This window comes from Pseudomonas sp. CCI1.1 (genome assembly GCF_034348165.1).
Classification (GTDB): Bacteria; Pseudomonadota; Gammaproteobacteria; order Pseudomonadales; family Pseudomonadaceae; genus Aquipseudomonas; species Aquipseudomonas paracarnis.
In genome coordinates this window covers 282,197-294,371 of the sequence record NZ_CP133780.1, presented here as the reverse complement: position 1 = coordinate 294,371, position 12,175 = coordinate 282,197, and the positions used below count along the sequence as shown (strand labels likewise).

At 59.8% G+C, this 12,175-nt stretch carries 10 protein-coding genes; 5 read left to right on the top strand and 5 right to left on the bottom strand.

The annotated features are described in order from the left end of the window. The first annotated feature begins 24 nt into the window (after positions 1–24). Positions 25–684 carry a CoA transferase subunit B gene (locus tag RHM69_RS01350; protein ID WP_005786928.1) on the top strand — a complete coding sequence of 220 codons (660 nt, stop codon included), beginning with the start codon at positions 25–27 and terminating at the stop codon, positions 682–684. A gap of 11 nt (positions 685–695) precedes the next feature. Next, positions 696–1,877, top strand: a complete 1,182-nt coding sequence (locus tag RHM69_RS01345; protein ID WP_200599392.1) for an acetyl-CoA C-acetyltransferase — start codon at positions 696–698, stop codon at positions 1,875–1,877. A gap of 262 nt (positions 1,878–2,139) precedes the next feature. Here RHM69_RS01345 and RHM69_RS01340 read toward each other — a convergent pair whose 3' ends face one another. From RHM69_RS01340 to RHM69_RS01335, 3 genes are all read right to left on the bottom strand, one after another. Next, entirely contained in the window at positions 2,140–2,964 is an 825-nt protein-coding gene (locus RHM69_RS01340) for an IS3 family transposase (protein ID WP_370706148.1), read from the bottom strand. Positions 2,965–2,972: 8 nt separating this feature from the next. Then, complete coding sequence (locus RHM69_RS30995) at positions 2,973–3,275, bottom strand: transposase (RefSeq protein WP_014717988.1); 303 nt, start codon at positions 3,273–3,275, stop codon at positions 2,973–2,975. A 92-nt stretch (positions 3,276–3,367) separates the two neighbouring features. After that, a complete protein-coding gene (locus RHM69_RS01335; RefSeq protein ID WP_014717969.1) occupies positions 3,368–3,790 on the bottom strand; it encodes a PaaI family thioesterase in 423 nt (140 codons plus the stop codon). 157 nt (positions 3,791–3,947) lie between these two features. On the opposite strand from RHM69_RS01335, the gene RHM69_RS01330 reads away from it, so the two are divergent. Then, complete coding sequence (locus RHM69_RS01330; RefSeq protein ID WP_014717968.1) at positions 3,948–4,742, top strand: DUF4349 domain-containing protein; 795 nt, start codon at positions 3,948–3,950, stop codon at positions 4,740–4,742. Here RHM69_RS01330 and RHM69_RS01325 read toward each other — a convergent pair whose 3' ends face one another. Further along, the gene (locus RHM69_RS01325; protein ID WP_200601158.1) at positions 4,743–5,828 is read right to left on the bottom strand and encodes a DUF1615 domain-containing protein; all 1,086 of its coding nucleotides are present in this window, start codon (positions 5,826–5,828) and stop codon (positions 4,743–4,745) included. Between the two features lie 273 nt (positions 5,829–6,101). Between RHM69_RS01325 and RHM69_RS01320 the strand changes: the two genes are divergently transcribed. Together RHM69_RS01320 and RHM69_RS01315 are read left to right on the top strand one after the other, a co-directional pair. Next, positions 6,102–10,769 carry an RNase A-like domain-containing protein gene (locus tag RHM69_RS01320; protein WP_200601162.1) on the top strand — a complete coding sequence of 1,556 codons (4,668 nt, stop codon included), beginning with the start codon at positions 6,102–6,104 and terminating at the stop codon, positions 10,767–10,769. After that, positions 10,766–11,068, top strand: a complete 303-nt coding sequence (locus tag RHM69_RS01315) for a contact-dependent growth inhibition system immunity protein (RefSeq protein WP_019817509.1) — start codon at positions 10,766–10,768, stop codon at positions 11,066–11,068. Before RHM69_RS01320 ends, RHM69_RS01315 begins: the two co-directional genes overlap by 4 nt. Positions 11,069–11,144: 76 nt before the next feature. Here the strand turns inward: RHM69_RS01315 and hemB are convergent, their stop codons facing one another. Further along, positions 11,145–12,119, bottom strand: a complete 975-nt coding sequence (gene hemB / locus RHM69_RS01310) for a porphobilinogen synthase (protein WP_019817510.1) — start codon at positions 12,117–12,119, stop codon at positions 11,145–11,147. Positions 12,120–12,175 lie beyond the last annotated feature (56 nt).

Sequence of the window (12,175 nt, the reverse complement as noted above, 5' to 3'; positions counted from 1 at the left end):
CCAGAACAATAAGAGGAAACAATCATGGCGCTTACCCGCGAACAAATGGCTCAACGCGTTGCCCGCGAGATGCAGGACGGTTACTACGTCAACCTCGGTATCGGCATTCCGACCCTGGTGGCCAACTACATCCCCGACGGCATGGAAGTGATGCTGCAATCGGAAAACGGCCTGCTTGGCATGGGCCCGTTCCCGACCGAAGAAACCATCGACGCCGACATGATCAACGCCGGCAAGCAGACCGTCACCGCACGCATCGGCGCCTCGATCTTCTCCTCCGCCGAGTCGTTCGCGATGATTCGCGGTGGGCATGTCGACCTCACCGTACTGGGCGCATTCGAAGTGGACGTACAGGGCAACATCGCTTCGTGGATGATCCCCGGCAAACTGGTCAAGGGCATGGGCGGTGCCATGGACCTGGTGGCCGGCGCAGAAAACATCATTGTGATCATGACTCACGCATCCAAAGACGGTGAGTCCAAGTTGCTCAGCCAATGCAGCCTGCCGCTGACCGGTGCCAACTGCATCAAGCGTGTGCTCACGGACCTGGCGTACCTGGAAATCGAAAATGGCGCTTTTGTCCTCAAGGAACGCGCACCTGGCGTCAGCGTTGAAGAGATTGTGAGCAAGACCGCCGGTAAACTGATCGTCCCGGACCACGTTCCAGAAATGCACTTCCAGTGAGGACAGATTCCATGCAAGACGTCGTGATTGTTGCTGCCACCCGCACCGCCGTGGGCAGCTTCCAAGGTTCGCTGGCGAACATTCCGGCCCCGGAACTGGGCGCCGCCGTAATCCGTCGCCTGCTGGAGCAGACCGGCCTGGACCCGGCGCAAGTGGATGAAGTGATCCTCGGCCAGGTGCTCACCGCAGGCAGCGGCCAGAACCCGGCGCGCCAGGCTTCGATCATTGCCGGCCTGCCCCACGCCGTGCCGAGCCTGACCCTGAACAAGGTCTGCGGTTCGGGCCTCAAGGCTTTGCACCTGGGCGCACAGGCCATTCGTTGCGGCGACGCCGAGGTGATCATTGCCGGTGGCATGGAGAACATGAGCCTGGCCCCGTACGTATTACCTGCCGCACGCACCGGGTTGCGCATGGGCCACGCGAAGATGATCGACAGCATGATCACCGACGGCCTGTGGGATGCGTTCAACGATTACCACATGGGCATCACCGCCGAGAACCTGGTGGACAAGTACGGCATCAGCCGCGAAGCCCAGGACGCCTTTGCCGCCGCCTCCCAGCAAAAAGCCGCCGCCGCTATCGAAGCCGGGCGCTTTGCCGATGAGATCACGCCAATCCTGATTCCCCAGCGCAAAGGCGACCCGGTGGCCTTCGCGGTGGACGAACAACCCCGCGCCGGCACCACCGCCGAATCCCTGGCCAAGCTCAAGCCTGCGTTCAAGAAAGACGGCAGCGTCACCGCCGGCAACGCCTCCAGCCTGAACGACGGCGCTGCGGCCGTGCTGCTGATGAGCGCCGACAAAGCCAAGGCTCTCGGCCTGCCCGTACTGGCGCGTATCGCCAGCTACGCCAACGCGGGCGTCGACCCGGCCATAATGGGCATCGGCCCGGTCTCGGCCACCCGCCGCTGCCTGGACAAGGCCGGCTGGCAGTTGGCTGATCTAGACCTGATCGAAGCCAACGAAGCCTTCGCCGCGCAATCCCTGGCGGTGGGCAAAGAGCTGGAATGGGACGCGCAGAAGGTCAACGTCAACGGCGGCGCCATCGCCATCGGCCACCCGATCGGTGCTTCAGGCTGCCGCGTACTGGTGACCCTGCTGCACGAAATGATCAAGCGCGATGCCAAGAAAGGCTTGGCAACGCTGTGCATCGGCGGCGGCCAAGGTGTCGCCCTGGCGCTCGAACGCAACTGAACCGGATCGCGGTTGTGGCGAGGGAGCTTGCTCCCGTTGGGCTGCGTAGCGGCCCCCATGCCAATAAGAGCAACACAGAAAAGGCCCGGCTCCACGAAAAGCCAGGCCTTTTCTTTTATCGATATCCCCTGAATGAACTCGATAAAAATGTGGGAGCTGGCTTGCCTGCGATAGCGGTCTATCAGTCAGATCATTGCTAACTGACACACCCCTATCGCAGGCAAGCTGAACTGGTCAAGTAATCTTGGACACCGATTAAGGTTCACGCCGCCAACCTTTCCTTCGCGACCGGCGACCGGTAGTCGTTGTAGCTGTGAGGCCTGCTGATGTTGTAGCGCGAGACATAGCGCTGCACGTCTGCCCGGGCCTCATGTTCCAGTTTGTAGCCCGTTTCAGGAACCCACTCTGATTTCAAACTACCAAAGAAACGCTCCATGGGGGCGTTGTCCCAGCACTCGCCTTTACGGCTCATACTTTGTCTAAATCCGTGTTTCACAAGCTCGTTTCGGAATTTATGACTGGTGTACTGACAACCTTGGTCTGAATGAAACAACACATCCTGGGGGCGGCCGCGTAGCTCAACCGCCATGCGTAGCGCTTCGCAGGTCAGATTGGCATCAGAAATCATCGAGAACGACCAACCCACGATCCTCCGAGCGTACAAATCCAGAACGGCGGCGAAGTACATCCATCGCTTGCCGACCTTGATGTAAGTTACGTCGCCACACCACACCTGGTTAACCGCCGTTACATCAAATTTTCGCTTGAGCACGTGCGGCGCAACCAATGCCTCAACGCCCGGCGACTTGTACTTATGGCGCCTGCGCTGACGACTAGCGATGCCAGCTTCGCGCATCAAACTGCGAGCCATATAACGTCCGATACGATGCCCTTTGGCTTTTAGCTCCTTGGACAAAGTACGTGCGCCGGCCGACTCTCTGGACGCCCTGTGGTGCTTGACCAGCGCGGCTTTGAGCTTGTCCCGTTCAGGATTTGCTCTGCCCTGGCGCTGGCGCCAGGCGTAGAAACTACTACGGTTGATCCCAAACGCCCGGCAACACCTTTTAACGCCGTATTGCTCGTCCAGCTCATCGATCAGCGTGAATGATCTTTGGCGTCCAAAAGCAGGAGAGCACTGGCCTTTTTTAGGATTTCAATGTCCAGGTCTTTCTCCCTGAGTAGGGCTTTGAGCCTCTGGATTTCTCGCTGATCAGCGGTAATCGCCTTGGCCCCTACCGGGGTCGAACCCAGGCGTTCTTTCTGCACTTGATCGACCCAGCGGCGTAGAGCAGTGGGGCCGATATCTAGGCTGGCACAGACCTCAGTAACCGGCTGGCCTTCATCCAGCACCATGCTGGCAGCCTTGAGCTTGAACTCACTCGAATAAGATTTACGCATATCCAAACACCTCAGATTTGAGCGCTATCATAACGCCCGATTGAAGTGTCCAAAATCATTAGGCCAGTTCAAGCCAGCTCCCACATTTGATCTCACTGCCTGTCAGCTTGCGGCACCGCAAACACCGCGCTCGCCCGCAGCACCACGCGCTCCTCCACTTGCAAACTCAGCGTGGCGAACGCCATCTGCCGTCCGCGCTTATGGCTTTCCAGACGCACCACCATCCACTCCCCTACCTGCACGGCGCCCAGGTAATCCACGGTCATGCTGGCGGTAATCAACGGCAACGGCGGCTCACTGGAAAACGCCATGGCGTACCCCATGCCGATATCGGCCAGCGTCGCCAGCACCCCGCCGTGCACCGTACCTCGCCCATTGGCGTGGCGATGATCGGCGCGCAGGCCGACTTCCAATTGCAAACCTTCGCCACGGCAATACGCCGGGCCGAGCAGTTCCAGCAACGGGCTGCTGCGCGGCAATGGGACAAAGCCTTGGGGGACGGTCTGAGCGTTCATGGCGGATGCTTCCCTGGTGTGAGGCTTGAGGTGTACGCCAGCCTCGACCCGGCAGCCACCACCATCAGCCGGGCAAATCCCGGGCAATGCTTTGCGTTAATGGGTCAGACCCGCTTTAATCTCGGCCAATTTCTCCTGCACATTTCAAGGAAACGCCATGCGCCACCTGGACGGCAACTCCCACCCGCTTCGCGCGCCGCTGTTGATCTTGCTTGCTGGCCTGGCCTTGGCCGGTTGTTCCCCCAAGGACCATTCTCGCGCCACCGTCATCAATGGCGAACAGGGCAAGGCCGGGGCGCAACTGGCCTATGAGCATGAATTGACCCTGGCCCTGCCCGGCGGCCTGCTTGCGCCGCGTATGCAGGCCACTCGTGAGGCGTGTGAAACGGCGCGCTTTGGTGCCTGCAATATCCTTGGCATTACCGAAGACGGCCAAGGTGGCCAGATCATCCTGCGGATCGCGCCCACGGGTGTGGAGCCGATGGTCGCCCTGGCGGCCGAAGGCGGTAAGCTCGGCCAGCGCATCACCACTGCCGAAGACCTGGCCGATGCCGTGGCGGATGTGCGCCGCCGCCAGGACCGCCTGCAAGCTCAGCAGCAACGCCTCGATGAACTGGCCAAGCGCAAGGACATCACCGTCAGCGATCTGATCGTCCTGAGCAAAGAGCAAGCCGGCATTGAAAACGAGCTGCAGGAACTGGCTCAGGTTGCCGCCGGCCAGCAACGCCGCCTCGACACCAACCGCGTGACCTTGAACTTCCGTTCCTCGGACGGCGCCAACCAGGTGTCAAGGTTCACCCGGATGTTCAGCAACCTGGGAGACAACCTGGTGAACGGCACCGCAGACGCCCTGGAACGTGCCAGCTATGTGCTGCCCTTCGTGATCTTGGCGTTCCCGGTGGTGTGGTTGTGGGTGGGCTTGTGGCGCCGGTTCGTCAAGCGTCGCGGTTGATCAGCGCTTCATGCAGCGCTGGTAACGCTCATCCACGCGCTTGGCAAACCAGGCCGTGGTCAGGTTGCGGGTGATCTTCGGGCTCTTGAGCACAATACCCGGCAGGATCGCCCGAGGCAGCGGCTTGCCGGCCGCCTGGTCGGCCAGGCTGAAAACGCGCTTGTACAAGGTGGTGTCCTCGAAATCCAACTGCTCGCCCTGCTCCAGTTGGCTGCGGATGCTCGGGTTGCGCATATCCAACTTCGCCCCCAGTGAACGCACCGCCAGCTCGGTGGTGCCGGGCAGCAATGAGCCATAGCGGATCAAATCCCCATCCAACGCCAGCTCTTTGCCTGAAGCACGACTGACTGCAGCCTGGAACGCGGCATTGCGGCTGGCGTACCAACCGGCGTTGAAGTCGGCAAAGCGGTACAGCGGCTGGTCGTAGCTCACCGGGTAGCCGAGCAAGTGGGCGATGCCGAAGTACATGCCGCCGCGACGGGTGAACACTTCGCGGCGAATTGTGCCGTCCACCGTGTAGGGATAACCCCGCGCCTGTTTCTGCGCAAAGTCGATACTGACCTGCATGGGGCCTGCGGTGTGTACTGGGTTGAACCCGCCAAACAGGGTGTTGCCCAGGGGCACCATGCTGATGAAGTCGTCGAAGATGCCGCTCAAATCCCTCTCCGTACGGGCGGCATTCAAACGATCGGCGTAGGTTTTGCCGGTGGGCGAGCGCAGTTGCAAGGCGCTGCGCACCACGAATGCCGGCACATGCACCTTGGCGGCGCGGCGCAGGATTTCATCCTGGGCGATCTTGCCCATGCCCGGCACCTGCGGGTCGACCTGATAGGTGGACTCCTGCTCGGTCACCGCCAATACCGCACAGATGTTTTCGCTGCTTGGGTAGATTTTCTGGGTGTCGAAGGCGGTGTAGATGTCCTGGGCCCAACCGTTGCGGTCCGACACCTTGGCCGGCAGCAGGCGCACGATCTGCGCCTTGACCTCGGCTTCACTGCGCTCGGGCTGCTGGGGGCCACGGGAGGTGGAGCAACCGGCCAGTACCCACAACGGAATAAGGCAGAACAGCAGACGGGTTGAATACATGAGGCTTCCTTGGTTAACGACAGGCCGGGCAGTGCTGATATCGACAGGTAAGTCTAACCGGGGTTCGTCGGCATGCCGAACCCAGTGTCTGGCAGTAACTGAAACATCCCACACCACTGCCGGATAAGCTCTACTCCTCACCCCGGCAAACCTCTGCAAAGTCCCTCGCCTGATCAAACAGTGCGAGGGAATGCAGATGGTTTTTTTCGTGACGCGTGCGGTTGACGGGGCCGCCACTTGAACCCGGCCATTGGCAGGCTGGCGCTGACGCCAATGAACGTGGAAACGGTCGACGTCGAGGGCGTCTTCCGTGACTTTCGCGATTGCTTGGACACCTTTGACGAGTGGGCCAAAAGCTTTTGGAGCTTCTCCGCGCTGGACGTCGAACAGGTGTTCAAGGTCGGGGATGACGTCGCGCTGGTTGCCCCGATCAATCGCTCCCTGTTTCCCAGCAGCACCGTCGCCACCTGCCAGGCCACGGGTGCCTTGACCCTGGTGCATATGTTCCAGAGCACGAGGTTCGTACCCATCGGCAACACCCCGGTGATCGTGCAACGCGTTGATCCAGACGGCGGCCCGCTGGGCGAGCCCCTCCATAAGACCATCGGCCCGAGTGGCATCCTCGAAGTCACCGAGTGTGATCGCAACCAGCAATACCGGGTGAGTTTCTACCCCAACGTTTCCCAGGATCACCTCAAAGCACTGTATGCGTCCTACCAGTCAGTGATCGCAGCGTTGGAAGCCCGGCTGCGCAAAGAGTGGACCGACACCTTCCAGGCCCAGTGGAAAAATTATGCAGACGCCCGCCCGCTTGAGCGGCGCCGCTTGCTGGAAGCGGCTTTTGCCAGTGGGTTAGGCAAAGCGCTTTACAGCCTGTGGGACAACATTGGCGAGCTGTCTGCGCTGCTGGCCGACCTCAAGCCCAACAGCGAAAAACTGCTGCAATACCTTTCTCAAACCGAGCTCGATGAACTGCTGACACTGGGCAGTGATGCGATAGCCCAAGGCTTGTTGGTGCTCAGTGATGAGCCGCTGCTGTTTATCGACCTGACGGCGCTGGTCAGCTGGATGCGCATGCTCCCGCCACCGGAGATGGCTGAACTGTGGGGTGAGATTACCGGTGAGGTGCTGATCAATCTGCTGCTGATTCGCGTGTTGGGTGCGATGGGCGTGGTGGTGCGATTGGGGGCTCGTGTGCTCAATCACGTCAAATCCGGGCGGGCGCGGGCGTTGTTGGAGTTGCTGGCCAAGCAGGTGGCGGGGCCTCGGCTGGAAACCCATGTCGAGGCCGCCAAGCCGGTGTTGCTGAGCAGTGCGGCGACGCCGATTAAGACGGTGCCGGCTGTGCCGTTGAAGGCGGGCGACACGCTGGTTTCGAACCCGGTGCCGATGGTGCGCGGCAAGGCCCAGCGCACGACGTTGGTCCGTCATGAGCCTGTCGATGATGCGCCGGCCATGGCTTCAAATCCGAAGGGGGACGCGGCGGCGCCAGCGGACAAGACCGTTACCCACGGTTGCCCGGTGTCGATGGTCACTGGCGAGGAATTGCTGACCCTCACCGATGGCGTGCTGGATGGGATCTTGCCGTTTGAGTGGACGCGGCTGTACCGCACCAGTGCGGTGGACATTGATTGTGGGTTGGGGTTTGGCTGGAGTCATGCGCTGGCTCATCGGCTGGTGGTGTCGGGCGATTTGGTGGTGTGGACTGACCATGAGAACCGCTCGACTACCCTGCCCTTGCCCACCGACTCTCGGCCCGCGATCACCAATAGCCTGGCGGAAGCGGCGATCTACTTGGGTTCGGCTCCTGACGAGTTGGTGCTGGCCCAGGCCTCGCGTTTTTATCACTTTCGCGACGGTGTGCTGGTCTCGATCAGCGACGCGTATGACAACCGCCTGCGCCTTTGCCGGGATCGTTCAGGGCGGATTGAGCGGCTGGATAACGGTGCGGGTCGCTCGTTGCTGTTGCGTTATGAGTTGGGTCGCATCGTTGCGGTGGACTACCAGGTGCATCGCGCCAAAGGGCGTGAGCCCTACGTGTGGGAGACCGAGCAGAACCTTGTTTCCTACGCCTATGACGAACATGGACGACTGGTTTGCGCGACCAATGCTGTCGGTGAAAGCGAGCGTTATCGCTACGACGATCAGCACGTCATTCTTGAACGCCAACTGGCCGGTGGGGCGAGTTTCTTTTGGGCGTGGGAACGCGCTGGCAAGGCGGCGCGTTGCGTCCGGCATTGGGCGAGCTTCTCGCAGATGGACACGCGTTATGCCTGGGGCGATGACGGCCACGTCACCGTGCATAACGCCGATGGTAGCCAGGAAGTCTATGTCCATGACGACCGGGCGCGCTTGGTGCAGCGCATCGATCCGGATGGCGCTCAGCATTACAAATCCTACGATGCCAAGGGCCGGCTGACCGTCGAGCAAGACCCGATGGGCGCGGTGACGGCCTATCAGTATGACGACGCCGGACGCTTGGTGGCGCTGTTTCCGGGGGATGATGAGCCGACTTCCTACGAACATGACAACGGTTTTGTTCGGGTTGTCAGGCGTGGGGAGGCGGTCTGGAAATATGAGCGCAATGTTCAGGGCGATGTCATCCGCAAGATTGACCCGGATGGCAATTCGACTGACTACAGCTATGACAAACATGGGCAATTAGTTGGGGTTTGGTATCCCGACAGCAGTTGCCATCGGCTGGTGTGGAACGAACGCGGGCAACTGCTTGAGGAGCAATTACCCAATGGTGGGATCAAGCGTTATCGCTATGACGATCTGGGGCGGCAAGTTGCCTGTGAGGATGAGCATGGTGCGCTGACGCAATATCACTGGGACTGCGTCGGCAGGTTGATTCGTCTTGTATTGCCAGGCGGTGGTTGTAGGGAATTCAGCTACAACCCCTACGGCAAAATCATCGCCGAACGCGACGAACTCGGCCACGTCACCCGCTATGAATACGCCGACGGCCTGCACCTGATCAGCCGCCGTCTCAACGCCGACGGCACCCAGGTCAAGTACCGCTACGACAACGCCCGGCTGCTGCTCACCGAGATCGAAAACGAAGCCGGCGAAACCTACCAACTCGACTATCACCCCAACGGCCTGATCCGCCAGGAAACCGGCTTCGACGGCCAGCGCACCGCCTACGCCTACGACCTCAACGGCCACCTGCTGGAGAAGACCGAATACGGCGACGATGGCAGTCAGCTAATCACCCACTACCAGCGCGACCACGCCGGGCGCCTCGTCCGAAAAACCCTGCCCGATGACAGCGTTGTCGACTATGCCTACGACCGCCAAGGCAACCTCCTCAGCGCCGAAGACGGCCACTGGGCGCTGGCCTACGAGTACGACCGCCAAAACCGCCTCACCGCCGAACACCAGGGATGGGGCACCCTGCGCTACGGCTACGACGCCTGCGGCCAGTTGAAAAACCTGTGTCTGCCAGACAACAATCGCATCACCTTCAACCACGACAAAGGCGGCCACCTCGCCACGGTCGAACTCAACGGTGAAGTACTCACCTCACATCTGTTCAAGAGCGGCCGCGAACATCAGCGCCAGCAAGGCCAACTGCTCAGCCACTACCACTACGATGACCAACACCGCCTGCACGCCCACGCGGTGACCCAACAGCAAAACCACCTCTACCAACGCCAATACGACTACGACAAATCCGGCAACCTCACCCGCCTGCTCGACACCCGCAAAGGCGAACACCTTTACCGCTACGACCCGCTTAATCGCCTGACCCGCGCCGACCACTCCCATGACGTACAGGAACGATTCGCCCACAACCCGGCCGGCAACCTGCTAATGCAAGACCGCCCGGGCCCGGACATCGTCGCGGCGAATCGTCTGATGATCCAAGGCGACTGCCATTACGACTACGACGCCTTCGGCAACCTCATCCGCGAACGACGCGGTAAAGGCCAGCAAGTTGTCACTGAGTACCGCTACGACTCCCAGCATCGGTTGGTCGGGGTTACAACGCCCAACGGCCAAACCGCCAGCTATCGCTATGACCCATTTGGACGCCGCATCAGCAAAACCGTGGACGACAAAACCACCGAGTTTTTCTGGCAAGGCGACAAGCTAATTGCCGAACACCATGCAGAACGCCATCGCAGCTACCTCTACGAACCCGGCAGCTTCCGCCCACTGGCACTGTTGGACGGTTTCGGCCCAAAAGAAACCAAGCCCTACCACTACCAACTCGACCACCTCGGCACCCCGCAAGAACTGACCCGCCCCGAGGGCGAAATCGTCTGGTCCGCCCACTACCGCGCCTACGGCCAGATCGCCCGGCTCGACGTGGGCAAAGTCGACAATCCACTGCGGTTTCAAGGCCAGTATTTCGATGCAGAAAGCGGCCTGCACTACAACCGCCATCGCTACTACAATCCGGATATTGGTCGTTACCTGACGCCAGATCCAATGAAGCTGGCGGGGGGGATCAATGGGTACCGGTATGTGCCCAATCCGACAGGTTGGGTAGACCCGCTGGGACTGAGCTGTAAAAAAACAAGCTGCCCTGAAGGTCCGTATAGCGTAATCGTTCCAGGAGGAGGTTTAGCCGCACATGAGGCGGCAGGAGGACATCTAATGCAAAAGCATGTCGGTAGAACTGATCAACAGCTGCTTGACCGCTTGAGACAGGAACCACATATCCCGGCAGCCTCTACGTTTCATGATCGCGCAACAGCTGAACTCGCCGTTTCAAAGGTATTGGATAACAATCAAGACAAAATCAAAGACTTCCTAGAAGGAAACAACCAGCAGATAGTCATCACTCAACTATCCCCAGAGCCAATCGGCACAAGTTTCAAAAAGAACACTACGACACCTGTACCCGGAAAAGAAATTTACTTAATTATTCGCAGAGACCAAAAAATGCATACTGGATATCGAATTCACACAGGGTTTCCAAACCCATGAATAAAGACTACCCCGAGCTGCAGCAATTTCTTGCTGGATACTTCAATCAAGATTGGGTTGATGATCATAAAAGCGCAAACGACGTAATTGATTTTTTTATTTCGGAGTCGCCTGAAGATACGATAAAAATAGTGCTATCAGAGCTAGAAAAACTAATCTCAGCCAAAAAAACAGAGCAAGATCTTCAAGACTTTTTACTCTCTGATATCGGCTGTTATTACTATTACCCTAATGAATGGAGTGATGGGCAAAGGTGGTTAAACCATGTTGCCTTAACATTAAAAAACGCCATTAAATAATTTCCTGGCCGAGATACGGGGCTGCTAGGCAGCCCCACGCGAGCAAGCTCGCTCGCCACCGGTGTACTCAGCTCCTTTAGATCCCCGCCACCGCCAAATCCATCGCAAAATACGTAAATATCAAATCCGCCCCCGCCCGCTTGATCGACCCCAACGTCTCGCGCACCACCCGATCCTCATCAATCGCCCCGGCCTGTGCGCCGAACTTGATCATCGCGTACTCACCGCTCACCTGGTACGCCGCCACCGGCAGGCGCGAGGCTTCGCGGATGTCGCGGATGATGTCGAGGTAGGCACCGGCAGGCTTGACCATCAGCGCATCAGCGCCTTCCTGTTCGTCCAGCAGCGATTCGCGCACGGCTTCGCGGCGGTTCATCGGGTTCATCTGGTAGCTTTTGCGGTCGCCCTTGAGCGCGCTGCCGCCGGCTTCTCGGAAGGGGCCGTAGAGGGCCGAGGCGAATTTGGTGGAGTAGGCCATGATCGGGATGTGGGTGAAGCCGGCGTCATCCAGCGCGCGGCGGATGGCCTGGACCTGGCCGTCCATCGCCGCTGACGGGGCGATCACGTCGGCGCCGGCGCGGGCGGCGGCCACGGCTTGTTTGCCGAGGTTGACCAGGGTCGCGTCGTTGTCGACATGGGCACCGTGCATCACGCCGCAGTGGCCGTGGTCGGTGTATTCGCAGAAGCAGGTGTCGGACATCACGATCATTTCCGGCACGGCGTCCTTGATGATCGAGGACATGCGCGAAACCAGGCCGCGTTCTTTCCACGTGTCGCTGCCGCTGGCGTCGAGGTGGTGGGACACACCGAAGGTCATCACCGACTTGATGCCGGCGCGAGCGTAACGCTCGATCTCACCGGCGAGTTTTTTCTCAGGAATGCGCAACACACCCGGCATGCTGGTGATGGGCACGAAGTCGTCGATTTCTTCTTCGACGAAAATCGGCAGTACCAAGTCGTTGAGGGTGAATTCGCTTTCCTGGAACAGGCCACGCAATTCCGGGGAGCGGCGCAGGCGACGTGGACGGGCTTGGGGGAACTGGCTGGTCATGGCAATCCTGAAAAATGGCTGAACACTTTGGGGCGAAAGCTTATGCCCCCAAGTCC